Source organism: Streptomyces sp. NBC_00154 (genome assembly GCF_026342835.1).
Classification (GTDB): Bacteria; Actinomycetota; Actinomycetes; order Streptomycetales; family Streptomycetaceae; genus Streptomyces.
In genome coordinates this window covers 6586445-6613442 of record NZ_JAPEMI010000001.1, presented here as the reverse complement: position 1 = coordinate 6613442, position 26998 = coordinate 6586445, and the positions used below count along the sequence as shown (strand labels likewise).

The 26998-nt window shown below is 70.4% G+C and carries 21 protein-coding genes and 1 pseudogene; 16 read left to right on the top strand and 6 right to left on the bottom strand.

Features of this window, described 5'->3' with window-relative positions; translation table 11 throughout:
• Positions 1-3: 3 nt before the first annotated feature.
• From OHA03_RS29605 to OHA03_RS29575, 7 genes are all read left to right on the top strand, one after another.
• On the top strand, positions 4-1008 hold the full coding sequence (locus OHA03_RS29605; protein WP_267006783.1) for a TauD/TfdA family dioxygenase: 1005 nt from the start codon (positions 4-6) through the stop codon (positions 1006-1008).
• Entirely contained in the window at positions 1005-2075 is a 1071-nt protein-coding gene (gene sbnB / locus OHA03_RS29600; RefSeq protein ID WP_267006782.1) for a 2,3-diaminopropionate biosynthesis protein SbnB, read from the top strand. Before OHA03_RS29605 ends, sbnB begins: the two co-directional genes overlap by 4 nt.
• 212 nt (positions 2076-2287) lie before the next feature.
• Positions 2288-3370, top strand: coding sequence for a 2,3-diaminopropionate biosynthesis protein SbnA (gene sbnA, locus OHA03_RS29595; protein ID WP_267008204.1), 1083 nt, complete (start codon positions 2288-2290; stop codon positions 3368-3370).
• 58 nt (positions 3371-3428) lie between these two features.
• Positions 3429-4343 (top strand): IS982 family transposase, encoded by a 915-nt coding sequence (locus tag OHA03_RS29590; RefSeq protein WP_267006781.1) that lies wholly within the window; start codon positions 3429-3431, stop codon positions 4341-4343.
• A 331-nt stretch (positions 4344-4674) separates the two neighbouring features.
• Complete coding sequence (gene gnd, locus OHA03_RS29585) at positions 4675-5688, top strand: phosphogluconate dehydrogenase (NAD(+)-dependent, decarboxylating) (RefSeq protein ID WP_267008203.1); 1014 nt, start codon at positions 4675-4677, stop codon at positions 5686-5688.
• A gap of 3 nt (positions 5689-5691) precedes the next feature.
• A complete protein-coding gene (gene zwf / locus OHA03_RS29580) occupies positions 5692-7152 on the top strand; it encodes a glucose-6-phosphate dehydrogenase (RefSeq protein ID WP_267006780.1) in 1461 nt (486 codons plus the stop codon).
• A gap of 578 nt (positions 7153-7730) precedes the next feature.
• On the top strand, positions 7731-9113 hold the full coding sequence (locus tag OHA03_RS29575; RefSeq protein ID WP_267006779.1) for an MFS transporter: 1383 nt from the start codon (positions 7731-7733) through the stop codon (positions 9111-9113).
• Positions 9114-9201: 88 nt separating this feature from the next.
• On the opposite strand, the gene OHA03_RS29570 is transcribed toward OHA03_RS29575, so the two are convergent.
• Both OHA03_RS29570 and lnt read right to left on the bottom strand, forming a co-directional pair.
• On the bottom strand, positions 9202-9681 hold the full coding sequence (locus OHA03_RS29570) for an NUDIX domain-containing protein (RefSeq protein ID WP_267006778.1): 480 nt from the start codon (positions 9679-9681) through the stop codon (positions 9202-9204).
• Positions 9682-9714: 33 nt separating this feature from the next.
• Positions 9715-11307, bottom strand: a complete 1593-nt coding sequence (gene lnt / locus OHA03_RS29565) for an apolipoprotein N-acyltransferase (RefSeq protein WP_267006777.1) — start codon at positions 11305-11307, stop codon at positions 9715-9717.
• Positions 11308-11501: 194 nt separating this feature from the next.
• On the opposite strand from lnt, the gene OHA03_RS29560 reads away from it, so the two are divergent.
• Positions 11502-12659, top strand: a complete 1158-nt coding sequence (locus OHA03_RS29560; RefSeq protein ID WP_267006776.1) for an O-antigen ligase — start codon at positions 11502-11504, stop codon at positions 12657-12659.
• Positions 12660-12697: 38 nt separating this feature from the next.
• Here OHA03_RS29560 and OHA03_RS29555 read toward each other — a convergent pair whose 3' ends face one another.
• A complete protein-coding gene (locus OHA03_RS29555) occupies positions 12698-13261 on the bottom strand; it encodes a hypothetical protein (protein ID WP_267006775.1) in 564 nt (187 codons plus the stop codon).
• A gap of 68 nt (positions 13262-13329) precedes the next feature.
• Positions 13330-14115, bottom strand: coding sequence for a glutamate racemase (locus OHA03_RS29550; protein WP_267006774.1), 786 nt, complete (start codon positions 14113-14115; stop codon positions 13330-13332).
• Positions 14116-14173: 58 nt separating this feature from the next.
• On the opposite strand from OHA03_RS29550, the gene OHA03_RS29545 reads away from it, so the two are divergent.
• Together OHA03_RS29545 and OHA03_RS29540 are read left to right on the top strand one after the other, a co-directional pair.
• On the top strand, positions 14174-15352 hold the full coding sequence (locus OHA03_RS29545; RefSeq protein ID WP_267006773.1) for a glycosyltransferase: 1179 nt from the start codon (positions 14174-14176) through the stop codon (positions 15350-15352).
• A gap of 224 nt (positions 15353-15576) precedes the next feature.
• Positions 15577-16692: pseudogene (locus OHA03_RS29540) on the top strand (IS200/IS605 family accessory protein TnpB-related protein); the annotation flags it as partial.
• 47 nt (positions 16693-16739) lie between these two features.
• On the opposite strand, the gene OHA03_RS29535 reads toward OHA03_RS29540, so the two are convergent.
• On the bottom strand, positions 16740-18095 hold the full coding sequence (locus tag OHA03_RS29535; protein WP_267006772.1) for a TerD family protein: 1356 nt from the start codon (positions 18093-18095) through the stop codon (positions 16740-16742).
• Positions 18096-18352: 257 nt separating this feature from the next.
• Between OHA03_RS29535 and OHA03_RS29530 the strand changes: the two genes are divergently transcribed.
• From OHA03_RS29530 to OHA03_RS29520, 3 genes are all read left to right on the top strand, one after another.
• Complete coding sequence (locus OHA03_RS29530; RefSeq protein WP_267006771.1) at positions 18353-18832, top strand: DUF6643 family protein; 480 nt, start codon at positions 18353-18355, stop codon at positions 18830-18832.
• Positions 18833-19296: 464 nt separating this feature from the next.
• Positions 19297-19830, top strand: coding sequence for a hypothetical protein (locus OHA03_RS29525; RefSeq protein WP_267006770.1), 534 nt, complete (start codon positions 19297-19299; stop codon positions 19828-19830).
• A gap of 151 nt (positions 19831-19981) precedes the next feature.
• A complete protein-coding gene (locus OHA03_RS29520; RefSeq protein ID WP_267006769.1) occupies positions 19982-22414 on the top strand; it encodes a right-handed parallel beta-helix repeat-containing protein in 2433 nt (810 codons plus the stop codon).
• Here OHA03_RS29520 and OHA03_RS29515 read toward each other — a convergent pair.
• Positions 22384-24822 (bottom strand): hypothetical protein, encoded by a 2439-nt coding sequence (locus OHA03_RS29515; RefSeq protein WP_267006768.1) that lies wholly within the window; start codon positions 24820-24822, stop codon positions 22384-22386. The genes OHA03_RS29520 and OHA03_RS29515 overlap by 31 nt on opposite strands.
• Positions 24823-25025: 203 nt before the next feature.
• Here OHA03_RS29515 and OHA03_RS29510 point away from each other — a divergent pair, with 203 nt between their 5' ends.
• From OHA03_RS29510 to OHA03_RS29500, 3 genes are all read left to right on the top strand, one after another.
• The gene (locus tag OHA03_RS29510) at positions 25026-25871 is read left to right on the top strand and encodes a DeoR/GlpR family DNA-binding transcription regulator (RefSeq protein ID WP_267006767.1); all 846 of its coding nucleotides are present in this window, start codon (positions 25026-25028) and stop codon (positions 25869-25871) included.
• Between the two features lie 75 nt (positions 25872-25946).
• The gene (locus tag OHA03_RS29505; RefSeq protein ID WP_267006766.1) at positions 25947-26393 is read left to right on the top strand and encodes an SRPBCC family protein; all 447 of its coding nucleotides are present in this window, start codon (positions 25947-25949) and stop codon (positions 26391-26393) included.
• Positions 26394-26495: 102 nt separating this feature from the next.
• Positions 26496-26981, top strand: a complete 486-nt coding sequence (locus OHA03_RS29500; RefSeq protein ID WP_267006765.1) for an SRPBCC family protein — start codon at positions 26496-26498, stop codon at positions 26979-26981.
• Positions 26982-26998 lie beyond the last annotated feature (17 nt).

Below are 26998 nucleotides of genomic sequence, written 5' to 3'. Positions count from 1 at the left end.
GAGATGTCGTCCCTATCCACGGCGTCGCTGGTCGACGTGGAACGTGAACCCGGCAAACCCCCGCTGCTGCGGGCCGAGGCCACCGGCGACGCGCCGGGCTGGGCAGCCGAGCACCGGGACGCGCTGCGCGCTGTCGTCGCCGAGCACGGGTCGGTCCTGGTCCGCGGTCTCGGGCTGCGGGACGCGGCCGGAACCGGCGCCGTCTTCTCGAGGCTGGCCACGGGTCTGATGACCGAGAAGGAGGTCTTCGCACCCCGACGGACCTACTCCGACGGCGTGTACTCCTCATCGAAGTGGCCACCGAACCAGCCGATGTGCATGCACCACGAACTGAGCTACACGCTTGAGTTCCCCGGCATGATGATGTTCGCCTGTCTCAGCGCACCCACCGACGGCGGGGCGACCGCGGTGGCCGACTCACCGACCGTGCTCGACGCGCTGCCCGCCGAGTTGACCGAGCGTTTCGAGCGGGAGGGGTGGCTGCTCACCCGCAGCTACAACGACGAGATCGGGGCGACCGTCGCCGAGGCGTTCGGCACCGACGACCGTGGCGCCGTCGAGAGCTACTGCCGCGCCAACGCGATCACGTTCGAGTGGCGGCCCGACGGTGGACTGCGCACCAGACAGCGCCGCAGCGCCGTGGTGCGTCACCCGCTCACCGGCCGGCGCTGCTGGTTCAACCAGATCGCGTTCCTCAACGAGTGGACGATGGCCCCCGAGGTGCACGAGTACCTGGTGGACGTCTACGGCGCCGACGGGCTGCCGTTCAATACCCGCTTCGGCAATGGCGACCCGATCCCCGAGGACGTCGTGCAGCTGCTCAACAGCGTCTACGAGGCCAACACCGCACGCGAGCCGTGGCAGGCCGGCGACCTGATGCTCGTCGACAACATCCGCACCGCGCACAGCAGGGAGCCCTTCGAGGGGCCGCGCGAAGTGCTCGTCGCCATGGCCGACCCGGTACATCTGGCCGACTGTTCGCCGACTGTCGAGGTGAGCACAGGATGACCGCCGTCGCTTCCACCGCAACGGAGTCCGCGCTGCCCGCGCCGATCACCGTGCCACCGTTCGCGGTGATCTCCGGTGCCCAGGTCCAGCGCGCGCTGCACGGACGCGAGAAACGAATCGTGGAGTTGGTCGAGGCCACCTACCGGGTGCACGGCGCCGGTGATTCGGTGAACCCGCCGTCGTACTTCCTGCGCTTCCCCGACCGCCCGTCCTCCCGGATCATCGCGCTGCCCGCCTCGATCGGCGGGGAGGCGCGGGTGGACGGCCTGAAGTGGATCTCCAGCTTCCCGGAGAACGTGAGGGCAGGCATCCCGAGGGCCTCGGCCGTGCTGATCCTCAACGACCCGGACACCGGCTACCCGTTCGCCTGTCTGGAAAGCTCGATCATCAGCGCCACCAGGACGGCCGCGTCGGCGGCGTCGGCTGCCGACTGGCTCAGCCGCGACCGGCCGCGACCGACGCGCGTCGGGTTCTTCGGGGTGGGCTTGATCGCCCGCTACATCCACACCTTCCTGGTCGGCACCGGTTGGTCGTTCGACGAGATCGGCGTGCACGACCTGTCCGCCGACAGCGCGGCAGGCTTCCGGTGCTACCTGGAACAGTCGGGCACCACCGGCCGGATCACCGTGCACGACAGCGCCGAGCAGTTGATCCGACACAGCGACCTGGTGGTCTTCGCAACCGTCGCCGGACGGCCGCATGTCAGCGACCTGTCATGGTTCGCGCACAATCCCCTGGTGCTGCACGTGTCGCTGCGCGACCTCGCGCCGGAGATCCTGCTCGCCTCGACCAACATCGTCGATGACGTCGAGCACTGCCTGAAGGCCGACACCTCGCCGCATCTGGCCGAACAGCTCACGGGCAACCGGGACTTCCTGCACGGCACGTTGGACGACGTGATGGCCGCACGCGTGACGGTGCCGGCGGACCGGCCGGTGGTGTTCTCACCCTTCGGCCTCGGGGTGCTCGACCTCGCGGTGGGCAAGGACGTCTACAACGAAGTGGTCCGCAGCGGCGAGTTGCACATCGTCGACGACTTCTTCCACGAACTGAGCCGGTACGGATGAGCCGGCCGAGAACCCTGAAGGCTTGTGCAGGGGTAATCCCAGGAGAGATCACCGGTCAAGTCGCAGCAAGTCAGGACGTACGGGACAGCGGCCGCTGACGCAGGGCCGCCCGGCTCGGTTGGACACGGGCTCCCGGCCGCAAAAGCGAGAAGCCCGCCCACGGCCGGATGGACGTTCCCGAAACTTCGCTGCGCCAGACAGAGGAGACCATGGTGCCCGTCATATCCGTTCCCTACGCCTTCAACCAAGAGGAGCTCTATGTCGACCTTCGGTCGATGTTCGGGCACTCGCTCTACCTGAAGTGTGAGGGCTTCAACTTCGCCGGCTCGATCAAGTTGAAGGCCGCGACCGAGATGGTGGAGACCGCTGAGCGGGATGGAATCCTGACACCGAAATCGATCCTGGTCGAGTCCTCGTCCGGAAACCTCGGCGTGGCACTGAGCATGATCGCGGCGAGCAAGGGCTACCGGTTCCTGTGCGTGACGGACGCCCGCGGCAACCTGTCGACCAGGCTGATGATGGAGGCGTTGGGCAGTCAGGTGCACGTGATCGCCGATCAGGAGGCCAACGGCGGCTTTCTCGGCGCGCGGATCGAGTACATCCGCGCGCTGTGCGCCTCCGACGACCGGTACGTGTGGCTCAGCCAGTACACCAATGCGAGCAACTGGAAGGCGCACTACCGCACGACGGCGCCGGCGATCGCCCGCCAGTTCCCGCGACTGGACGTGCTGTTCGTCGGGGCCGGCACCACCGGGACCCTGATGGGCTGTGCGCGCTACTTCCGGGAGTGGCACCGGCCGGTGCGGATCATCGCGGTGGACAGCGTCGGCTCGGTGTCCTTCGGCGGTTCACCGGGCCGCCGGATGATTCCCGGCCTGGGGATGAGCATGCGACCGCCGCTGCTCGACGAGTCCTATGTGGATGAGGTGATACGTGTCGAGGAGGCGAACACCATCCGTGCCTGCCATCGTCTGGCCAAGGGCGGATTCCTGTTCGGCGGCTCCACCGGCACGGTGGTCAGCGGCGCAACGGACTGGCTGGCCCGGCATGACGCGCGCGAACTGACCGCGGTGACCATCGCCCCGGACCTCGGCGAGCGCTACCTCGACACCATTTACCACACCAACTGGCTGCAGGACATTTACGGTGAGGACGTGCTCAACTCCCGTGCGGTGCCCCCCGGTTCCTGGGCAGACTCCGCCGCGCCGGCGGCACGGTGGCGTCGGCGGCTGGACCTGCAGACCGGCGACCGCAACGGCGACCAGCACCATCAGCTCCAGGATCGAAAGGCCTAGATGATCGATTCCAAGGGATCGGCTGCGCGCACAAGGGGAGGGAGCCCAACGTCAGTGTGTGAAGACAGAGTTGGACTCCCTCGCCACCGCACTCTATGCGAAGACCGACGACCTGCTGAAGGCATCACCGCATCTGGCGCCCTGGCGTCCGGCGGTCGGGATCACTCCGCAACTGACCGATGCCGAGCTGGTCACGCTCGCGATGATGCAGGCCATCCTGGGCTTCACCTCCGAGGCCAGGTGGCTCCGCCATGCCCACTCCCACCTGCGACATCTCTTCCCCTACCTGCCGAAGCAGCCCGGCTATAACAAGCGCCTGCGCAAGGCTGCCGAGCTGCTGCGACAGGTGACCCGGGTGCTGGCCACCGACACCTCCGTATGGACCGACGACGTGTGGATCGTGGACTCCACACCAGTGGAATGCGGACGCTCACGCGAGACTGTCAAACGCTCCGACCTGGCCGGATGGGCCGAGTACGGGTACTGCGCCAGCCACAGCCGCTTCTTCTGGGGCTTGCGCCTGCACCTGGTGTGCACCCTCCAGGGCTTGCCAATCGCCTTCGCCCTGACTGGCGCCAAGGCCGACGAACGCGAGACCCTGCTGGACCTGCTCGCCGCCGAACCGGGCCTGACCGCCGCCCGGCCTGGACAGACGCTGATCGGCGACAAGAACTACTTCGGCCGCGACTTCGAGCACCAGTTGGCCGAGCAGGACATCCGGCTACTGCGGCCGGCCCGCAAGGGCGAGCCGGAAAGACCCGGCGCCCCGCTGTTCAAGCCATTGCGGCAGGTCATCGAGTCGGTCAACGAGACCTTCAAGGGCCAACTCAGCCTCGAACAGCACCGAGGCCGCACACCGGGCGGCGTGATCGCCCGCGTCATGCAGCGCATCCTCGCGCTGACCGCCGCGATCTGGCACAACGACCACACCGGCCAGCCCGTCCTGCGCTCACTGACCGCCTATGACCACTGACCCCTTGGAATCGATCATCTAGGGCCTTTCGTTTGGTTCCAGGGGCCGGAAGCGGATCCCCGCCGTAACCCTCGACCTCGTCGAACCTGAGCCGTTCAGCGTAAAGATGGCAGGATCCCAGACCCTGTGCGGCCCGGCATGCCCGGTTCCATCGTTCGCCGACGCTAGCTTAGGGGCTCGGTCACGAGCGCTGGTGCAGTCGCGGCAGAGGCGAGGACATGACGGCATCGCCCAGGAGCCGGAGCCCGGCCACGGCTCGTCCGCCAACGCAGTCATCCGTCACCACCGCGCTCCGAAGAACGGGAAGTCGGCCATGACCACTGACACACCCATGCAGCTCGGCATGATCGGGCTCGGCCGGATGGGCGCCAATCTCGTGCGCCGACTGATGCGTGACGGCCATCGCTGTGTCGTCTACGACCTCGACCGGCAGGCCGTACAGGAACTGGAGAAGGAGGGGGCGACAGCGGCCTCCTCCCTCCACGACCTGGTCGACAAGCTGGAAAAGCCCAGAAACGTCTGGCTGATGCTCCCCGCCGGCGTGGTGCAGTCGACACTGGACCAGTTGGCGGCCCTGCTCGACCCCGGTGACACCGTCATCGACGGCGGCAACTCGTACTACCGGGACGACATCACCCGGGCGAAGCAGCTCGCTCCGCGCGGGATCCACTACGTCGACTGCGGGACCTCGGGCGGTGTCTGGGGCCTGGAGCGGGGCTACTGCCTGATGATCGGCGGCAAGGAGGAGGCGGTAGCCCGGCTGGACCCCGTCTTCCGCGCCATCGCCCCGGGCACCGGGGACGCCGAACCCACCCCCGGCAGGACCCGGACCGGCGGGACCGCGCCCCAGGGCTATCTGCACTGCGGCCCGAGCGGCGCAGGCCACTTCGTGAAGATGGTCCACAACGGGGTCGAGTACGGGATGATGGCCGCCATCGCCGAGGGGCTCGGCATCATCAAGCACGCGGACGCGGGCCTGCGTTCGCGCTCCGTCGACGCCGAGACCGCCCCGCTGCGCGAACCCGAGGCCTACCAGTACGAGATCGACGTGGCCGAGGTCGCCGAGGTGTGGCGCCGCGGCTCCGTCGTCGGCTCATGGCTGGTCGACCTCGTGGCCGACGCGCTGTCCCGCTCGCCCGAACTCGACGATTTCGCCGGCCGGGTCTCCGACTCCGGAGAGGGCCGGTGGACGGTGGTCGCGGCCGTGGAGGAGAGCGTGCCCGCACCCGTCATCAGCGCCGCGCTCACCGAGCGGTACGAATCGCGCGAGCTGGGCGAGTTCAGGGACAAGGTGCTCTCCGCGATGCGCGGCGAATTCGGCGGTCACGCCGAGAAGGCGCGGTGAACCATGACCAGCGGCCCCGGCTCCGAAAGCAGTGGTCCGGTCCCCGAAGACCACGTCATCGTGCTGTTCGGTGCGACCGGTGACCTCGCCCGGCGCAAGCTCCTGCCAGGACTCTTCCATCTCGCCAAGGCCGGACTGCTGCCGGCCCGCTACCGGATCGTCGGCTCGGCACCGTCCCAGGCCGCGCTCAGCGACGACGACTTCCGCAAACGGGCCCGGGAGGCGGTCGCCGAATTCGGCAGATCGAAGCCGGAAGGCCCGGAGTGGCAGGAGTTCGAGGAAGCGCTGACATTCGGCGCGGCGGACCCCGACGACCCCGAGCCGCTCCTTTCGGCCGTACGGAAGGCCGAGCAGGCCGTCGGAGGCAGACCCCGCCGGCTGTTCCACCTCGCTGTGCCGCCGACGGCCTTCGCCTCCGTGATCGAGATGCTGGGCGCGACCGGCCTCGCCGAGAACGCCCGCGTCATCGTGGAGAAACCCTTCGGTACGGATCTCCCCTCGGCCCAGGCCCTCAATGCGACGATCCACTCCGTGTTCGACGAGTCCCGGACCTTCCGCATCGACCACTTCCTCGGCAAGGAGTCCGTGGACAACATCCTCGCCCTCCGGTTCGCCAACGGTCTCTTCGAGCCCATCTGGAACCGCGACCACATCAGCCATGTGCAGATCGACGTGCCGGAGAAGATCGGGATCGAGGGCCGCGCACAGTTCTTCGAAGGCACCGGCACCTTCCGGGACATGATCGTCACTCACCTCTTCCAGCTCATGGGATTCATGGCGATGGAGCCCCCGGCCGAACTCACGGCGAAGTCGCTGCGGGACGAGAAGGAAAAGGTCTTCCAGTCCCTGCGACACCTGGACCCGGCACACGTCGTCCGTGGCCAGTACGAGGGGTACCGCGACGAGCCGGGCGTCGCCCCCCGGTCGGACACCGAGACGTTCATCGCGCTGCGCGTCGAACTCGACAACTGGCGGTGGGCCGGTGTGCCCTTCTTCCTGCGTTCGGGCAAGTCGCTCGGAGAGGGAAGGCACGTCGTGACGCTCGGATTCCGGGAACCGGCCCTGCGCATGTTCCCGCTGCCCGCCCAGGGCGACTCAGAAGAAGCCCGGAACAACGAGCTGGTGATCGATTTCGACGACCCCGGCCGGATCGCCACCCGCTTCCTGGTGAAGGAGCCCGGCCCTGCCATGCGCCTGGAGGAGGCCGGGATGGTCTTCGACTACGGCGACTCCTTCAACTCGATGTACGCGCTCGAAGGATACGAACGCCTCATCCTGGACGCGATGCTGGGAGACCAGTCCCTGTTCACCCGCTCCGACGGGATCGAGCGTCTGTGGGAGGCATCCACCCCGCTGCTGGCGAACCCGCCGCAGGTCGAGCCGTACGCCCCGGGCTCCTGGGGCCCCGCGTCGGTCGACCGGCTCATCGCTCCGTATCGCTGGAGTCTGCCCGACCGCCGCTGACCCGCAACCGGCGCGGACGGACCGCGCCCGTCGAGCCCTGCCCCTGCACGGTCAGCTGTAGGTGTGCCTGACCGCCCTCGGACATCGCGGGGCTGACGCGGGTGCGGTCCAGCACCCGCCGACGCTCTGAGCGCAGACCAAGATCCGGACCAGCCAGGAGCCAAACTTCACGCACCGGCGGACACACCCAAGAACGGCGAGACTCCGCGTCACCGCCCATGGCCGCCTCCGCGGGAACCCGGCGGACCCGACGACAGCCGTGGAAGGCGAAGAACGCCACCGCGTCCGATCCGCCTCGAATCCTGAAGTTCAACGCTGCGTAGTCAGCACAGGACAGGTGATCAGGACCAGCACGGGAGTCAGCACCGAGGCACTGAACCATGCCGAACGACACAACTCGGACAGGCGCCCGCCGGCTTCAGTACGGTCCTCGATGCAGGCTCGACACACCTGTCATGGTGGCCCCGCGCACACTCGACCCGAGAACTATGGTCTCCCACCACATACGCCTCTGACCTGCCCGTTCCTACGGTGTGGCGACACGGAAACGTCCCCGCAACCGTCCGGAAGTGGTACCCATGGCCGCCTCGGCATCCGCACCGCCAACCACCCGCTCGCTCAAGCGCATCGTCGCCGCAAGCCTCATCGGGACCACCATCGAGTGGTACGACTTCTTTCTCTACGGGTCAGCAGCCGCGCTCGTCTTCCCCAAGCTGTTCTTCCCCGAGTCCGACCCGCTCGTCGGAACGCTCCTCTCCTTCCTCACCTACGCGGTCGGTTTCGCAGCCCGGCCACTCGGCGCCCTGGTGTTCGGGCACTACGGCGACCGGCTCGGCCGCAAGAAGCTGCTGGTTCTGAGTCTGCTGCTGATGGGTGGGGCGACCTTCGCCATCGGGCTGCTGCCGACGCATGCCACCGTCGGTGCCGCCGCTCCGGTACTGCTCACGGTCCTGCGGCTGGTGCAGGGCTTCGCCCTCGGTGGTGAGTGGGGCGGGGCCGTGCTTCTCGTATCGGAGCACGGGGATGCGAAGCGGCGTGGGTTCTGGGCCTCCTGGCCGCAGACCGGGGCGCCGGCCGGGCAGCTGCTCGCGACCGGAGTGCTCTCCGCGCTCACCGCGCTGCTGTCGGATTCCGCCTTCGGGTCCTGGGGCTGGCGCATCCCGTTCCTGCTCTCCGGCGTGCTCGTGATCGTCGGCTTGTGGATTCGTCTCTCTGTCGATGAATCACCGGTCTTCAAGGCTGCGCTGGCGCAGGCCGAGGCGCGCAAGGGGGCCGCCGCCGCGGCCGAGAAGATGCCGCTCGTCGCCGTGCTGCGGCACCACTGGCGGGATGTCCTCATCGCCATGGGGGCCCGGATGGCGGAGAACATCAGCTACTACGTGATCACTGCGTTCATCCTCGTGTACGCGACGACTGCCGCGGACCTGAGCAGGCAGACGGCGCTGAACGCCGTACTCATCGCCTCCGCCATCCACTTCGCGGTCATCCCGGTGTGGGGCGCGCTGTCGGACCGGTTCGGCCGCAAGCCCATCTATCTGATCGGGGCGGTCGGTGTGGGGCTGTGGATGTTCCCGTTCTTCGCGCTGATCGACAGCAGCAGCTTCGGAAGCCTGCTGCTCGCAGTCACGGTCGGGCTCATCTTCCACGGGGCGATGTACGCGCCTCAGGCGGCCTTCTTCTCGGAGATGTTCGCGACCCGGATGCGGTACTCGGGTGCGTCGATCGGTGCTCAGTTCTCCTCGGTCGCAGCCGGTGCCCCGGCGCCGCTCATCGCCACCGCGCTGCTCGACAAGTACCACAGCTCGACAATGATCTCGCTGTATGTGATCGCCGCGGCGCTGATCACCGTGCTGGCGGTCGTCTGTGCGAAGGAGACCCGGTACCGCGACCTCGAGAACATCGACGCGGCACCGGAACCGGACGCGGGCGCAGCTGTGCGCGCCGATGCCCGTACCGCATGAGCATCTGACTGTGTGAGTCGTGGAATCGCCGGACGGGCTGAGTGGTCGAGCCCGTCCGGCGTCTGCCTGCGCGGCTGCTGCTACTGCGTCACTGTCGGCCCGCGGGCTCGAACCAGGTGGGTTCGTCCGTGAGCGACTGCTTGATCCGCAGGAGCCCGAACTCGTTCAACGGCGGCAGGGCGTCGACCGGGAACCAGCCCACCTCCAGCGACTCGTCGTCATTGACGCGCGCCTCGCCCCCGGTCGCCCGGCAGCGGAAGGTGACGTCCAGGAACTGGCACCGGTCGCCGTTCGCGTACTGCACGGGATCGAGCATCTGCGTGAGCACCACCCGCTCCGCCACGCAGTGCACGGCGGTCTCCTCGTACACCTCGCGGACCGCCGACACCGCCGGCTGCTCCCCCGGTTCGCAGATGCCACCGATGATCGACCATTTGCCGGTGTCGGAGCGTCTCCCGAGCAGCACCCGGCCCTCGTCGTCGAAGACCACGGCAGTGACGCCCGGCAGCAGGAGCAGCTGTGTACCGGCAGTGACACGGAGTTCGCGGATGAAGTCAGGAGTAGCCATGGGGACGACCATACGTGGCTCGCCCGGCACGACTCACCGCCCGCGGCGGACCCGTACCGACCGGACAGCCACCCAGCCCAGTCCCGCCACGGCGATCAGCGCGAGCAGCCCTTCGGGGAGCGTGCCCAGCCGGGTCGCGGGGGTCAGGGACGAGCGCAGCGGCACCTTGTCCACCAGCGCGTCCGGGGTGAACATCTTCGTCTGCTGGACGATCGTCCCGTCCGGGCGGATGACCGCGCTGACCCCGCTGGTGACGGGGACGACGACGGACCGGCTGTGCTCGACGGCCCGCACCCGGCTCATGGCCAGCTGCTGGTACGTCATCTCGCTTCGGCCGAAGGTGGCGTTGTTGCTGGGGACGGCGATCAGCTGGCTGCCGTGTTCGACGGTGTCCCGTACGGCGTCGTCGAAGGCGGCTTCGTAGCAGGTGACGAGCCCCACCTGGGTGCCCGCCAGATCGAAGACGCCGACCTTCTTGCCCGGTCCGAAGTCGCGCTGCACCCGGTCGACGTCCGAGCTGAAGACGCGTGCGATCGAGCGCATCGGCATGTACTCGCCGAAGGGCTGGATGTGGCGCTTGTCGTACGTGGCGACGGGGCCGCCGCTCGGGTCCCACTGGATGAGGGTGTTGCGCAGCTTGCCGGTGTTGGGCTCGACGACCGCGCCGACCACGGTGGGGGCGTTGATCGCCTTCACTGCGTCGTCGATGACGATCCGCGCGTCCGCGTTGCGGTAGGGGTCGAGGTCGGAGGAGTTCTCGGGCCACAGGACGAAGGCGGGCTGCGGCACCTTGCCCGCCTTCACATCGCGGGCGAGCTGTTCGGTCCGGCGTGCGTGGTTGTCGAGGACGGCGCGGCGCTGGGAGTTGAAGTCGAGTCCGAGGCGGGGCACGTTGCCCTGGATCGCTGCGACGGTCGCAGTGCCGTCCTCCGCCGAGTCGTCGACGAGCGGCAGCGCGGCCAGCGCCCCGGCCAGGGGTACGAGGACGGTTACAGCTGCGGCGGCGACTGCGGCTCGGGGGACCTGACCGGTGCTGCGGTACGTGCGGAAGGAACGCACCGCTTCGAAGAGGCCGAAGCCGCACAGCACCACCGCGAACGAGAGCAGCGGTGTGCCGCCGACGGCCGCGAGCGGCAGAAACACGCTGTCCGCCTGCCCGAACGCGATCTTGCCCCAGGGGAAGCCGCCGAAGGGCACCCTGGCCCGGACCGCCTCGTCCAGCGTCCAGACGGCGGCGGCCCAGACCGGCCACCAGGCGAGGCGGGACACGGCGGCGATCCCGATGCAGCCCACGGCGACGAACAGCGCTTCGGCGACGGCGAGCGCCAGCCATGGGACGGGGCCGACCTCCTCGCCCGTCCAGTGCAGCAGCGGCAGCATGAAGCCGAGGCCGGTCAGCAGGCCGAGGCCGAATCCGGCGCGCAGCCGACGGCCGTGCAGACACCAGCCGAGCAGTGCGAAGCCGGGCAGAACCAGCCACCACAGGGGCCGGGGCGGGAAGCTCAGATACAGCATCACCCCCGAGAGCACGGCCGCGGCAGGCCGTACGAGCCGCGGCAGAAGCCGTCTGCCCCCGGCCGGAGGGGCGGACTGCGGGTCGTCGACTGGGGTGATAGTGGCGCTCACCAGGCGGAGTCTACGGTGGTCGGCTGTGTGCGGGGCAGTCCCGTGCCGTTGCCGGAATCCTCCCCGCCGGATCGTTCCTGCGCTTTTCCTCCACAAAGTCGCACCACTGCCGTTAGCGTGTGCGCCAGTCCCCCGCCGACCGGCCGCATCCGGCCGTCGCGGACGGGACGGTCACAGTTCGGGGGGTCGAACGGATGACTGCACCGGCAGGCGGGTACGCGGCCCGGGAACGCGGCAACGCGTCCGACGGAGCCGGAGCGGTGATTCTCGCCGCCTGCGCGATCTGGTCGTTGGTCAGCGCGGCCGGGCGGGAGACCAGGCCGGAGGGCGTGCTGCTGGCACTGCTGGCCGTCGCCGCGGGCTTCGCCTGCGGTCGGATCTGCGGCACGCTGCTGCCGGTGGCCACCGCCACGGCCGCCGCCGTCGCCGCCCTCGTCATGGCCCTCGTCTCACGCAGCAGTGGCATGCCGGGTGCCACCGCCGCCGTCGACATCGCGCCGGGGCACACCGGGGCGGCGGCCGCGCTGCTGGTACTGGCTGTGGGTGCCGCCTGCTGCGCGGCCGCGGCAGCCCGGCGGGCTCCGTTGCGCCTCACACTGCGGTTGCTCGCGTTCGGCACCGCCTGCGCCGCGCTGACCATGCGGTCGGTGGCCGGTTTCGTCGCGGCGCTCGGCGTATTGCTCTGTTCGCTGGCCGCGGCGAAAATGCGCCGCAGGCTGCTCGGGCTCGCCGGGTTCGCACTGGTCACGGCGCTGGTCGTCGGTGCGTCGTGGGCGGTGGCGGAGGAAGCGCTGCCCGACGGCCTGACTATCTCCCTGGAGGGCCAGCTGACCGGGAACCGCGTGCTTCTGTGGCAGGACGCGGTGACGCTAGCCAAGGAGCATCCGGTGCTGGGCGTCGGGCCCGACCGGTTCGCCGAGATGAGCCCGACCGCCCAGCAGACTCTGCGGTCCGACGGTAAACCCCACTCGGCGCCGCTGCAGCAGGCCGCCGAACAGGGCGTGGCGGGGGTGACGCTGCTGGGTGCGGCCTTCGGCTGGCTGCTGTACGTGCTCTGGCGCTCGCCCCGCTCCACGGCAGTCGTCCTGACGGCGGGCGCCGCGCTCACCGCGCTCGCGGCCCTGGCGAGTGTCGGAAACGCACTGAGCTTCACACCCGTGACGGCGGGCGCAGGACTGCTCGCGGGGCTGGCATCGGCCCGGCTGCCCATCGGGGACGGCAGAGCCGCTTCGGACACAGCAGGAGCGGCTGACGGGAGCCGTACGGAGGGAGACGAGGATGCAGGACGTTCCGCGCAGGTGAGGCGGACCACGGCCGACCGCGGTCCGCAAGCAGATCACACCCCGCTCTGACCGACCGGGGCGGCTGAACCACTCAGGCTCTTGCCCGCTCAGGCACCGGCCGCTGCGCCGGCCGCCGGCATCTGGAGCTGCTCGCGGATGAACCGTACGCCCGCCTCCGCATCGTCCACCGTGACCGTGAAGGTCCTGCCGTCGCCGAGCCTGACGACCAGCCCCTCCCCCTTGCGGACCACCACCGCCGTGCCCTGCTCGGGGCGCCAGCGGTAGCCCCAGCCGCCCCACTGGCGCGGGGTGACCCGGGGTACGAAATCCGCGCCCACCACGTGGGTGAGCAGGATCCGGCGGCGCGGCAGCCCCATGTGGCCGCAGCGCACTTCGAGGGCGTGCCCGTCGACCCGGACGGCCACGTTCACAAAGGCGAGCGTGCCGAACAGCACGAGGAGTCCGGCCGCCACGCAGCCGATCACCGACATCAGCAGCGGGATGACACCGGAGGTCCAGTTGGAGCTCACGGCGAGCTGAATACCCAGGGCCGTGCAGGCCGCACCGGCGGCTGCGAGCACCCACTGGGCCCTGTTGGTGGCCCGGCCGGTCCAGACGGCGGGAGGTGTCTCGGCTCCGGCATGCGTCGGTTTTCGGGGCTGGTCCCTCATGCCAGCAGCGTACTCAGAATCCGGGCAGCCGCGACGGCTCCGACGGCCCTCACCGGGCCGTCGCAGGCTCAGCGGGCAGGGCTGACGGCCCCCAGCAACAGGCCCTCGGCGTAGGCCAGGGCGACGTCCGGCAGCTCGGCGGCGCGGCCGCTGAGGAGCACGGTGAGCGAGGTGGCCGGTTCGGCCGAAGGAGCGGGTGCGGCGCCGATCCGGCGCAACGCCTGGGCGGCGACGGCTCCGGCGGAGCCGTGCAGCGTGACGGGCGGCAGGCCGGGCTGCTGTACGGCGGCCCGGATCCGCTCGGCGACCAGTTCGTAGTGGGTGCAGCCCAGAACGACGGCCCTTACGTCCGGTGGAGTGAGAGCGGCCGCCGCTGCGACGGCACGGTCGATCGCGGCTTCGTCCGCGTTCTGCACGGCGTCGGCGAGACCGGGGCACGGAACTTCGGTGACGGCGACCGAGCGGGCGAAGTCACCGATGAGCCCGCGCTGGTACGGGCTGCCCGTGGTGGCGGGGGTGGCCCAGATCGCGACCGGACCGCCACCGGCCGCGGCCGGCTTGATCGCGGGGACGGTGCCGACGACCGGCAGCGTGGGTTCCAGCTCGGCACGGAGCGTCGGCAGGGCGTGCACGGAGGCGGTGTTGCAGGCGACGATCAGTGCGTCGGGCCGGTGGGTGGCCGCCGCACGGGCCACGGCGAGCGCGCGTGCGGTGACGTCCTGCGGTGTACGAGGACCCCACGGCATGCCGTCGGGGTCGGAGGAGAGCACCAGATCGGCGTCGGGCCTCAGCCGGCGTACCGCGGCGGCCGCCGCGAGCAGGCCGATTCCGGAGTCCATAAGCGCGATCTTCACCCGGTCACCATAGTCGACCGCCCTTGCGGTCTCGTCACAGTGGGGCAGACTGCGGCGAATGAGCGCCGTTGCCTGGATCGCCGTGGGTTCGCTGGCCGCATGGATGTGGCTGCTGCTGGGACAAGGTTTCTTCTGGCGGACCGACCAGCGGCTGCCGCCGCGTACGGCCCCGGACGGCTGGCCGTCGGTCGCGATCGTGGTGCCCGCCCGCGACGAGGCGGACATGCTGCCGGTGAGTCTGCCGTCGCTGCTGGCTCAGGACTATCCGGGGGCCGCGGAGGTCATCCTGGTCGACGACTGCAGCAAGGACGGCACGGGGGACCTTGCCCGTGCGCTGTCCGTGCGGTACGGCGGGCTTCCGGTGACGGTGGTGTCGCCCGGGGAGCCCGAGCCGGGCTGGACGGGCAAGCTGTGGGCCGTGCGGCACGGGATCTCCCTGGCGCGGGCCCGCGAGCCGGCGCCGGAGTACCTGCTCCTGACGGACGCGGACATCGCGCATGAGCCGGACAGCCTGCGGGAGCTGGTCGCCGCCGCCCGCTCCGGCGGGTTCGATCTGGTCTCGCAGATGGCGCGGCTGAGGGTGGCGAGTGCATGGGAGCGCCTCGTCGTGCCGGCCTTCGTGTACTTCTTCGCGCAGCTCTATCCGTTCCGGTGGGTGAACCGGGCGGCGGCGCGGACCGCGGCCGCGGCGGGCGGGTGCGTGCTGCTGCGGACCGCGGCCGCGGAGCGGGCTCGGGTGCCGGAGTCGATCCGGCAGGCGGTGATCGACGATGTGTCGCTGGCGCGCGCGGTGCAGCGCAGCGGCGGCCGGATCTGGCTGGGGCTCGCGGAGCGGGTGGACAGTGTGCGGCCGTATCCCCGGCTGGCGGATCTCTGGCGGATGGTGTCGCGGAGCGCGTACGCCCAGTTGCGGCACAACCCGCTGCTGCTCGTCGGTACGGTGCTGGGCCTCGCGCTCGTCTACCTCGTACCGCCGGTCACGCTCGCGGCGGGGCTGCTGGGCGGGGATCCGCCAGCGGCGTGGGCGGGTGGCGCGGCCTGGGTGGTGATGGCCGGGACGTATATGCCGATGCTGGGTTTCTACCGGCAGTCGCTCTGGCTGGCGCCACTGCTGCCGTTCACGGCCGTGCTCTATCTGCTGATGACGGTCGATTCGGCGTTGCAGCACCACCGGGGCCGTGGCGCGGCCTGGAAGGGGCGTACCTACGCCCGTCCCGAGGCCGCGCCGGACCGTTGAACGGATGGCGGTACCGGTCCGCCGGCGGTGGCGGGACCGGACGGCCCGGGGGTGGTGAGCTGCTGTCGGTTTACTGAGCCGAAGTGAGTGGTGGCGTGCGGGAGTGAATTCTGCCGGTGGGTTTGCGGAGGTGGGAACGGAAGTTCTGGGGCCGAATGGGTGACCTTGGCGGCCGTTGCTCGTTGGCCTGGGTGGCAGGTGTCCGGCCTGAGGGGGGTGATGTGGTGGGTACCTTGCGGGAGCTGACAGCCCCCTTTGTGGTGCCCGGGCCTTGCGGGGTAGCGATCCGGGACCACCTCAAGCACCTGACCGCCCAGGACGAGATAGTGCTGCGAGCCGTCGGTGAGCATCAGGGTGCGCTGGCCTCCCGTGATCTCAGGGCCCGCTGTGCGGACGGTCTCGAGCACGGTGCGGACACCTGGGCGGCGCGTAAGCGGGACCTGACGAAGGAGTCGTCGTCGCGGATCGCCGGAGCGATCACCAAGGCCACCCACGACCAGTGGGCGCTGGCCCGGCGTTGCCAGGCGGCGTATATCCGGAAGCTGGATGCCGGGATCAAGATGCTGCGGCACCGCCTGTCCCTCCCGGTCGGGGAACCCGGAACGAAGCGGGCTGCGGGTGGCTATCGGTCGAAGAACGAGTGGTTTCGCAAATCCCGGCGTCTCGCAACACTTACGGCGCGGCACACGGCGGCCGTCGCCGACTGGCAGGCCGGACGGGTCCGGGTGGTGCGGGGCGGCAAGCGTCTCCTCAACACCCGCCACCACCTCGCCCAGGCCGGTCTCACCGAAGACGAGTGGCGGGAACGGTGGGAGGCGTCACGCTGGTTCATCGCTGCTGATGGTGAGTCGGGGAAGCGGTTCGGGAACGAGACGATCCGCGTCACTCCGGACGGTGAAGTGTCCATCAAGCTGCCTGTTCCGCTCGCGCACCTGGCCAACACCCGGCACAGCCGGTACATCCTCACCGCCCGTATCGGGTTCGCGCACCGGGGTGCGGAGTGGGCCGACCGCATCGAAGCCAACCGGGCCGTGGCCTACCGCATCCACCTCGATACGGACCGTGGCCGCTGGTACCTCACCGCATCCTGGCAACGCCCCGTCGTGCAGACCATCCCGTTGGAGACCGCCCGCGCCCGGGGCATGATCGGCGTCGACACCAACGCAGACCACTTCGCCGCCTACCTACTCGACCGCCACGGCAACCCCATCGGCGAGCCGCACCGCTTCGGCTACGACCTGTCCGGCACTGCTGGTCATCGCGACGCACAGATCCGCCATGCCCTGACCCGCCTGATCAACTGGGCCAAGCGTATCGGTGTCGCCGCGATCGGCATCGAAGCCACCAGTGGGCCCAAGACTCACTCATGCACGCTGGTTAGGAACGGTCATTTACGGCCGGGTGTCCAGTTCATCCCCCACCCGTAGGCGTAGTCGACGGTGCGCTGCGGGCTCACCCCGCGCTCGGGTACGAGATAGCGGGCTTCGCGCTGCACGGTGAGGTCTCCGGCGTTGTTGGTGATGAGTGCGAGCGCGCAGACCGTGGAGGGGACGGTGCATTCGTCGAGCGAGAAGTCGATCGCGGCGCCGTGCTGCGGCTGCAGGGTGACGGTCGCGTGCAGATCGGCGAAACTCCGGGCGCCTTCATAGATGGTGACGAAGATCAGGACGCGGCGGAGCCGATCCTTGTGATCAAGGTTGATGGTCAGGTTCTCGCCGGTGGAGACGGCGCCGGTGCGGTCGTCTCCGTCGAGATGGATATAAGGGGGCTGTCCGAGAGCGCCGAAGGCGTTTCCGAGTGCCTGGACAACTCCCTTCCTGCCGTCGGTCAGTTCGTAGAGGGCGCAGAGATCAAGATCGAGGTCCGCGTGGTTGGCGATGGCTCTGCCGAGTTTGCTGCCCCAGCCCGTGAACTGTTTGCGCACTTGCCAGTTGAGATTGACGCGCATGGCTCCCGAAGTGCCGCCCTGCTTGGCGAGGGAGACCGAGGGCGCTTCCTTGGTGAGCGTCACCTTGGTCAGCCGGACGGGCTGAGCGACCGGCGGGGCGGGAGGGGGTGTCGGGGGTGCGGGTGGTGCCATCGGGGCGGCAGGCGGGGACTGGGGGTACTGCCCGGGGGACACCTGTGGCGGTGGCGGCAGGTCAACTCGCGTCGCCGGTTGAGGCGACTGAGGCTGCTGCCCTTGGTGAGGTTGCTGGGGCTGTTGTGGTTCGTCGACGGAAATACCGAAGTCCGTTGCGAGACCTTCGAGACCGCTGCTGTACCCCTGGCCCACGGCCCGGAATTTCCAGGCCCCCTGCCGTCGGTACAGCTCACCGAGAATGAACGCGGTCTCCACCGTCGCGTCGGCACTGTCGAAGCGCGCGAGTTCGGTGCCGTCCGACGCGTCCATGATCCGTACGTGGAGTCCCGTCACCTGCCCGAAGGTGCCACCGTCCGCCGAGGCGGCCAGGACGACGCGATCGATTTCGGGCTCCACCCGCTCCAGGTCCACCGCGAGGCTGTCCGTGACGCCGTCGGCCACGCTCCGTCTGCCCTCGTGACGTACCGCGCCCGAGGCGTGCACCGGCTGGTTGTAAAAGACGAAGTCCGCGTCGCTGCGTACCTTTCCCGACACGAGGAGGAGCGCCGATCCATCGACGTCCGGTGCGCCCGGCGTGGCACGCCACCCCAATTCGACCCGCACGGCCTGAGCCGCCACCGGAACATTGGTTCCCTTTAGCATGGTCATGCTCGCCCCCATCGCGAGTACGGCTGCCGAAGTCTTTCCCGGGCCAACCTAATCCGCCCTCCCTTGCGGAGCCCACAGCGATGACCAACCCCGTCCGGCGATCCGCCGGTAACCCCCCGTGAACTCGCCCTTTACACGATTCCAACGCGCTCGGGCGCCCTTTTTTCCCAAGTTCGCTCGCATTGGGGATCCTGGTTCACTCACATCTCGTAAACCAACCCTCTTATCGGGCTCCCCAACCAGCACATCGTGGGCTTAACTTATGTTCCATGACCTCCCCCCGCTCCACCTACGGCGGCGGCTACTACGCCGCACCGTCGTTCCCCGACACTCCGATCTACGACTCCCTGGTCGCGGAGCGGGGTACCCCTCAGATCGCCCCGATCCGAGTGCCTGCCGCCTATGACAGCGGCAACAGCTACCTGCCGGCGCTCCCGGCGGCGCTCCCGGCTCTTCCCGCGGCGCCGTCCCAGCCCACCCCGTCGTACGGCTACCCGCAGCCGATGGCCGCACAGCAGCAGGGTTACGCGCCGATGCAGCCGGCTCATCTGCAGCACGCCCCGGCGCCGTACATCCCGCAGCAGCCGACCGGGATGCGTGGCGGCTATCAGGCGCCTCAGCCCCAGCAGCAGCGCCCCGCGCCGAGTACCGGGTACGAGTCGATGCGTCCGGCGTCGCCGCGGCCCGCGCCCACGCCCTCTCCCTACGAGGACCCGTACAACCGCCCGTACCAGGGCCGGGGGTACTGAGCCGGAGGTACGGAGCAAGGCGTACCGAGCCGGAGCGACCCGCCGCACACGGGCCTGTCCGGGGACCGGCAGGATGCGCGCATGCGTCCTTCCGCACTGCGTGCTGTACCCATGCATCCAGTCAGAGCGCCGTCGAGCCATGGGGACCCGACGGCGACCGCCGCCGGATGCCGTCCGCCGCCGCGGACCGGGCCGTCGCACCACGTCAGCAGCCGCGCACGGCACTGGCCGGCCGTCTCATCACCACCTGCTCACCACGGACCGGTCGAGGGGGAACTCACCGGGGTCGCCCGTGCGTTGGACGGGGTGAAGTAGCTCTCTCTTCGCTGCTCCAGCGCGCGAACTTTGCCGTATCAGGTTATGACGGATGCGGAAGGGGGTGCAGAACTGTGCGAGCGGTATCGGGAGTCTGGCGTTGGAGACACAATCCCCTGCGCCGCGCCACCGATCGGCGCGAGGCATGGGTGGCTCTGGTCGCACTGCTGTTGATGGTGCTGGCGGCGCCGGCGCTCGGCTGGCTGTGCGGGGCGCTCACCGACGACGTCCTGCAGCAGTCGGTGCGGTTCCAGCAGACGCAGCGCCATGCCACGACGGCGGTCGTGGTGCGCCGGGCGCCGGGGGCGCGGCACCTGGTCACCGATCCCGAGGTGTACTCGGAGCGTGCCACACAGACGTCGGTGCTGGCCCGCTGGAAGGCCCCGGACGGCACACCCCTCAGGGGCACGGTGGTGACCTCCTCCCGGGTCACGGACCCCGGCGCCCGGGTGCGGATCTGGACGGATCCGCAGGGCCACCCGGCGCCGCGCCCCATGGACGCGGCGACGGCCCGCACGCATGCGGCGCTGGCCGGGTTCGGGGTGACGCTGATCGGCGTCGGTCTGGTCGAGGCCGGGCGGCGTCTGGTCGTATGGCGCATGGTGCAACGGCGGTACGCAGAACTCGACCGGGCATGGGCGGAGGCCGGTCCCGACTGGGGCAGGACGGGCACCGGCAGCTGACGAGCTGCTGATCGCGTCAACTCCCGCCCTCCGCGCGCGCTACGGTGGACCGGCCCGCCCGCCTCTTCGGCGGGCGGACCCGGAATGACCGCTGCCGAGAGACCGGTGGTCAGGGCATCGCACACGCACGAGGTGGGGGCACAGCAGCGCCATGGCACAGGGCACGGTCCAGGTGACGCACACCGGCACATCGCGGTGGCGGCGCCGCACTGGCGAATACGCCTCCCTCACCGCGGCCCTGGAGGCCGCGGCGGACGGTGATGTCCTCACCGTCGCGCCGGGCACCTACCGGGAGAATCTGGTCCTGCACCGCGCGGTGACGCTGCGCGGCCCGGAGGGCTCCGTCGGCTCCGTACGGATCGCGCCGGTCGACGGCGTACCGCTGACGCTCCGCGCCTCCGCCGTCGTCCAGGACCTGCATGTGGAGGGCCAGGACTCGGCGGCCCCCGCGCTCCTCATCGAGGACGGCACTCCGGAACTGACGGATCTGCGGATCGTGACGCGGTCCGCCGCCGGGATCGAGGTGCGCGGTGCGGCCCGCCCCACCGTGCGCCGCTGCACGGTCGACAACCCCGCCGGGGTCGGCATCGCCGTACTCGACGGTGCGGGCGGGGTGTTCGAGGAGTGCGAGATCGTCGCGGCCGGACAGGCCGGGGTCTCGGTGCGCAACGGTGCGCATCCGCGGCTGGAGCGCTGCCGCATCCACCACGCCTCGGGTGCGGGGCTGAGTGTCACCGGTGAGGGCAGCGCTCTGGAGGGGGTCGGCTGCGAGGTGTACGAGATCAAGGGCAGCGGGATACAGGTGACAGCCCGCGCCACCGCTCATCTCACCGACTGCACGGTGCACCGCACTTCGTCGGACGGGGTCACGCTCGACACGGATGCGGTGCTGACGCTCGCCGACTGCGACATCCATGACATCCCGGAGAACGCGGTGGATCTGCGTTCCCGTTCGGTCCTCACGCTGACCCGGTCCACGGTGCGCCGCTTCGGCCGCAACGGCCTCTCCGTGTGGGACCCGGGCACCCGGGTCGACGCCAACCAGTGCGAGATCCACGACAGTACGGGTGACTACCCGGCGGTCTGGGTGAGCGACGGGGCGACCGTGATACTGGACTCCTGCCGGGTCCACGACGTGCCGGACGCGATCTTCGTCCTCGACCGGGGTTCGCGCGCCGATGTCGTCGACAGCGATCTCACCCAGGTCCGCAACACGGCGGTGTCGGTGAGCGACGGGGCGACCGCACAGCTCGACGACTGCCGGATCCGGGAGGCGTCGACCGGCGCCTGGTTCCGTGACCACGGCAGCGGTGGCACGCTGAACAACTGCACCATCGACGCGGCGCAGACCGGCGTCATCGTCACCAAGGGCGCCGACCCGACCATCGAGCGCTGCACGGTCACCTCGCCCGCAGAGGCCGGTTTCTATGTCTCGGCCGAGGGCCGCGGGACGTTCCACAACTGCCGGGTCACCGGAAGCGACGGATACGGCTTCCATGTGATGGACGGCTGCCGTACGACGCTGACCCGGTGCCGCACGGAGCGGTGTGCCCGCGGGGGCTACGAGTTCGCCGAAGGCGGCTCGCACGGCGACGGTCAGGTGGCGGGCCCGGTCGTGGAGGACTGCACAAGCGACGAGAGCGGGCTGCGCACTCCCCCTCCCCCGCCGCCCACGGTGCTGACGGCGACCGAGGCCGCCCCCGGGGTGCTCGGTGCGGTACCCACGCAGCGTGCGGCCGCGCCCGCCGTGATCGACGTGTCCGCCGAGCCGGTGCGTACGTCGGGCGCCGTTCTCGGCGAACTGGACGCGCTGGTGGGCCTGGACAGCGTCAAGCGCGAGGTGCGGGCCCTCACGGACATGATCGAGGTGGGCCGCCGCCGTCTGGAGGCCGGGCTCAAGGCCGCTTCGGTGCGGCGCCATCTCGTCTTCACCGGCTCCCCCGGCACCGGCAAGACCACCGTGGCCCGGCTGTACGGCGAGATCCTCGCCTCGCTGGGCGTGCTGGAGCGCGGGCATCTCGTCGAGGTGTCCCGGGTCGATCTGGTCGGCGAGCACATCGGCTCGACCGCCATCCGTACCCAGGAGGCCTTCGACCGGGCGCGCGGTGGCGTGCTGTTCGTCGACGAGGCGTACGCCCTTTCGCCCGAGGACTCGGGCCGGGACTTCGGCCGCGAGGCGATCGACACGCTCGTGAAGCTGATGGAGGATCACCGGGACGCGGTGGTCGTCATCGTCGCCGGCTACACCCACGAGATGGAGCGGTTCCTCACCGTCAACCCCGGTGTAGCGTCCCGTTTCTCACGGACCATCACCTTCAGCGACTACGAGCCCGCCGAACTGCTGCGGATCGTCGAGCAGCAGGCCGAGGAACACGAGTACAGCCTGGCCGAGGGCACCGGGGATGCACTGCTGAAGTACTTCACCGAGCTGCCCAAGGGCCCCGCCTTCGGCAACGGCCGCACGGCCCGCCAGACCTTCGAGTCGATGGTCGAACGGCATGCGGGCCGGGTCGCCCAGCTCGCCGAGCCGAGCACGGACGACCTCACCCTGCTCTACCCGGAGGACCTGCCGGAGCTCCCCTGAGTCTCGCCGGAGCCCCCGTCGGCCTGGCGGGGCAGGAGCGGACCGAGCCGGGCGAGCAGCGCGGCCCGCTCCTCGGCGAAGACCGGGTCGGCCTGGTAGTCCGAGTGACCCAGCACCGGTTCGGGCAGCGGATGTTCCTGGGTACGCCCGTAGACCAGCGGGTCCCGCAGCGGCCCCCGGTCCACCTCGGGCTCGGACCCGTCGTCGAGCCGGACCCGGCCGCCGATCGGGTCGGTGGCCCGCCACAGATTGCGCCAGCAGTGCACGGAGCGGTGCAGTCCGTGCAGCGGTCCGGGACCGAAGTAGGCCGGGAACCAGCGCCCGTACAGCCGCTCGATCGGCGAACCGTAGGTGAGCAGGGCAACCCGCTTCCGGGTCTCTGCGGGTAGCTGCCAGACCGCGGACGCCGCGAGGACGCTGCCCTGCGAGTGGCCGGAGATGACGAGCCTGCCGCGGGTGCGACCGGTCCAGCCGGACATCCGGGACGCCAGGTCGGGGACGGCACGCTCGGCGTAGCACGGCGGCGCGAACGGGTGAGCGGCGCGCGGCCAGAACGTACCGACGTCCCAGAGGATGCCGATGGTGCGGCGGGCGGAAGCATCGCGGTAGGCGCGCCGCCCCCAGGTGACGAAGAGGATGAAGCCGAAGCCGACCATCCACGATCCGGTCGACTGGGCCGCTTCCGCCACCGACTCGATGAACGGGCCGGCACCGTCCAGCGCCAGTCCCGGCACCTCTCCGCTCGCCCACGCGCCGGCGACGGCCCCCGCGCCGAGCAGCAGAGTGGCGCCGGAGACCAGGCCGAGCAGCCAGGGCGCGGAGTCGGTCAGCGCGGCCGTGGCCCGGATCCTGGCGATCTGCCGGGTACGGGCGGCGTCCGGCCGCTTCTGCCCGTACTCCCGGTCGACCTCCGGTTCCAGGGCGCGTGCGGCGAGCCAGGTGCGTACACCCAGCACGACGGCGGGAACCAGCAACAGCACCAGGAGCACGGGGATGACGGAGGCCTGCCAGCTGAGAAGCACCGGCGGCCCGTCGATGACGGACGCCCGCCCCATGCCGGGGGTGCCGGAACCGTCGAGCCAGTCTGCGACGCGCTGGGCGACCCCGCCGGACATGACGCCGCCGAGGGCGCAGGCGAGCATCGCGACCGCCGGGCCACCGAGTCCGTACAGGACCGTACGCGGCTCGGGCGTCCGGCGGTACAGGCCGAGCGCCACCACCGTGAGGGCGACCACGAGAGTGCCCTGGCCGACGGTGAGAACACGGAACGTGACGTCTCCGGGGAGCGAGCCCGCGGAGACCCAGCCGGGGCGGGACCAGGCGGCGTACGCGGCGGCGAGGGCGAGCAGGGCGAGGGCGGCGCCCGGCAGACAGCTGATGACGGCGCGGTCGAGCCGGTTGTCGATCCGCCGCTCGCTTCGGCCGCGTCGGCAGACCACCCAGAGCACAACAAGCGTGCCCAGCACGAGCATTGTCTCGAGCAGCCGGCCGAGGAGGTCGGGCACGGGGCCGCCGACGGCGCGGTCGTGCCGGGCGGCGGCGCCCGCGACGGAGGCCGCCACGGTCAGGAACCCGGCGGCGGTGTGCGCGGCCCGCAGCCGGGCGACGAGCCGCCGGCCGTACCAGAAGCCGGGGCGGCCGAGGGCGGGCCGGACCACGGGGGCGGAGGTGGCGTCGGTTCCGCCGACGGATGGGCCGCCGGAGGGACCGCTGGGAGGGTCGGCAGGACCGTCGTCGGAACCGTCTTCGTCAGGAGCGTCGTCGTCCGGCTCGGCGCCGGTGAGCGGGCGCTGCGACTCGTACGCGCTCCAGGTCCGGTTGGACAGGTACCAGAGCAGTCCCACCAGCGCGGTGGGCACCAGGGCCGCGAGCGCGAGCCGGCGGCCCGGCTGCGACCACCAGCCGCCCTGCGCCGTCGACAGGAAGCCGAGCCAGGACCGCCGGTTCGAGCAGTCGGGCACGCCCGCGCACTGCCAGGCCACCAGATCGAGCGCGACCTCGCAGGCCGCCGCGGTGAGCAGCACGGTGAGACTGAGGGCGACGAGCCGGACGAGCACGCCGTACAGCCGCACCGCGCGGGTGCGGCCCTTGGCGGTGGGCCGCATCCAGTGGGCCAGGTTGACCACCATGAACGGAAGCAGCAGGAGCCAGAGCGCGCGGGAACCGTTGCCGGAGGTGAGGTTGGACCAGCAGTAGGCCTCTTCGATGGGCCGGTCCCGGTACCGCTCGGGGTGCTGCTCGGCGTCGATGTCCCCGGTGCGACGGTAGATGGCCGCCGTCGCGTCACCGGTGACCCGGGCGATACGCGGATCGTCGAGCATGCCCTGGGGAGTGGCTCCGCCGACGCCGTGGACGAGCAGTTCCAGCGCGGCCCCCGTGCTCTGCGGGGCCTGGGTGACAGGGGGCACGTGGGTGACTCGCTCTCTCGCTCTCGCGACGTTCCGGGGGCTGTGCTGATGCGCAGTCACCAGAATCGCGGAACAGCGGCCGCGGTGGCACCTGTCTCACCGAATCTCCCCAGTGCGGCGCCGGACGGAGCTGCGTGGCAGGATGACCCCGTCCGACAGACGGCCAGCCTGCTACAGGCGAGAGGGAAGGACCGGACCCGGCGTTGAGCGAGAATCAGAACCTCCTCGCGGAGCAGCGGCGCGCCCTGATCCTCGACGAGGTGCGCAGGCGCGGCGGGGTCAGGGTCAATGAGCTGACCCGCAAGCTCAGCGTCTCCGACATGACCGTCCGCCGGGATCTGGACGCACTGGCCCGTCAGGGTGTCATCGAGAAGGTGCACGGCGGCGCGGTGCCGGTCGTCGAGGCGAGCACGCACGAGCCCGGCTTCGAGGTGAAGTCGACGCTGGAGCTGACCGCCAAGGAGGACATCGCACGGGTGGCCGCGACCATGGCCGTGCCCGGCAGCGCGATCGCGCTCTCCGGTGGTACGACCACGTATGCGCTTGCCCAGCATCTGCTGGAGGTACCGGAGTTGACGGTGGTGACGAACTCGGTACGGGTCGCCGATGTGTTCCACACCGCGCAGCGTTCGGCGGCGACGGGTGGACCGCGGGCCGGGGCCGCCACGGTGGTGCTCACCGGTGGGGTACGGACTCCGTCGGACTCCCTGGTCGGGCCGGTGGCCGATCAGGCGATCGGTTCGCTCCACTTCGATGTGCTGTTCCTCGGGGTGCACGGGATCTCGGTCGAGGCCGGCCTGTCGACACCGAATCTGGCGGAGGCCGAGACCAACCGGCGCTTCGTGCACTCGGCGCGGCGGGTGGTGGTCGTCGCCGACCACACCAAGTGGGGAACGGTGGGCCTGAGTTCGTTCGCCACGCTGGAGCAGGTGGACACCCTCGTCACCGATTCGGGTCTGTCGGCACAGGCCCGCGAGGAGATCGAGGAGCACCTGCCGGGCCTGGTGGTGGCGGGCGGGACCGCCGAGGACGAGCCCTCCGACAGCTAGGGAATGGGCGGCACAGAGCCGAGCCACACGTTCCGCTCTGCGCGCGCCGTGGCCGTCACGTCCTAGGATCGTGCTGTGGCCGTCTTCCGGATCGAGCGATTCACCCCCCTTCCCGCCGCCGAGTCGTGGCGCCGGGTGACCGACTGGGAACAGCACGCCGCGCATGTGCCGCTGACCCGGATCAGCGTCCCGACGGGGCTTCCCACCGGAATCGGGACCGTCTTCGTGGCCCGTACGGGCGTGGGCCCGCTGGGGTTCGACGATCCGATGGAAGTGGTGCGCTGGACACCGCCCGCGGCCGGCCGGGCCGGGCTCTGCCGGCTGGAGAAGCGCGGTTCCGTGGTGCTGGGCCGGGCCTCGATCGACGTGTATCCGGCGGAGTGCGGATCGCATGTGGTGTGGGTGGAGGAGCTTCGCATCCGGCTGCTGCCGCAGTGGGGAGACGCCCTGATCTCCGGCGCGGGCCGCCGGATCTTCCGCCGGGTGCTGGACGGTCTCCTGGAAGTCCCGGTGCGGCCGTAGCTGCAGCACGTACCGGTGCGGACATCTGATGGTGTGACAGATATGGTGTGGCCCCTCGCGGACGGGGTGCGTCCGCTGCCGATCGCACGGGAGGTGCGTTCCATGGCACGTCGACTCCGCTCCGTGGACCTCGACTTCGTCCCGGTCGCTCCGCTGCGGCTGGTGTTCGCCGCCGAGGTGTCCGCACCTCCCGAGGTGGTGTACCGGGCGCTCGCCGAGGATGTCGAGGGCTGGCCCTCCTGGTTCACCGCGGTGACGGCTGCCCGCCCCACCGCAGCCGGTGCGGGCTGCGAGATCCGGCTCAAGGGCGGCACCGTGTTCCAGGAGACGGTTCTCGCGAAGGAGCCGGGCGAGCGGTACGCCTACCGGGTCGACGAGACCAACGCACCCATCCTGCAAGCCCTGGTGGAGGAGTGGCGGCTCTCCCCGGCCGCGACCGGGACGGGCACGAGGGTGCAGTGGACCTTCGCCGCCGACGGGCCGGCGCCGTTCCGGTTCACCCTGCGGCTGGGCCGTGCCGGGCTGGCCCGGGCCTTCCGGGACGCGGTGCGCAATCTCGACGAGCGGCTCGCCGCCGCCTCCGCCTGAAGGCTCGGATCGCGGGG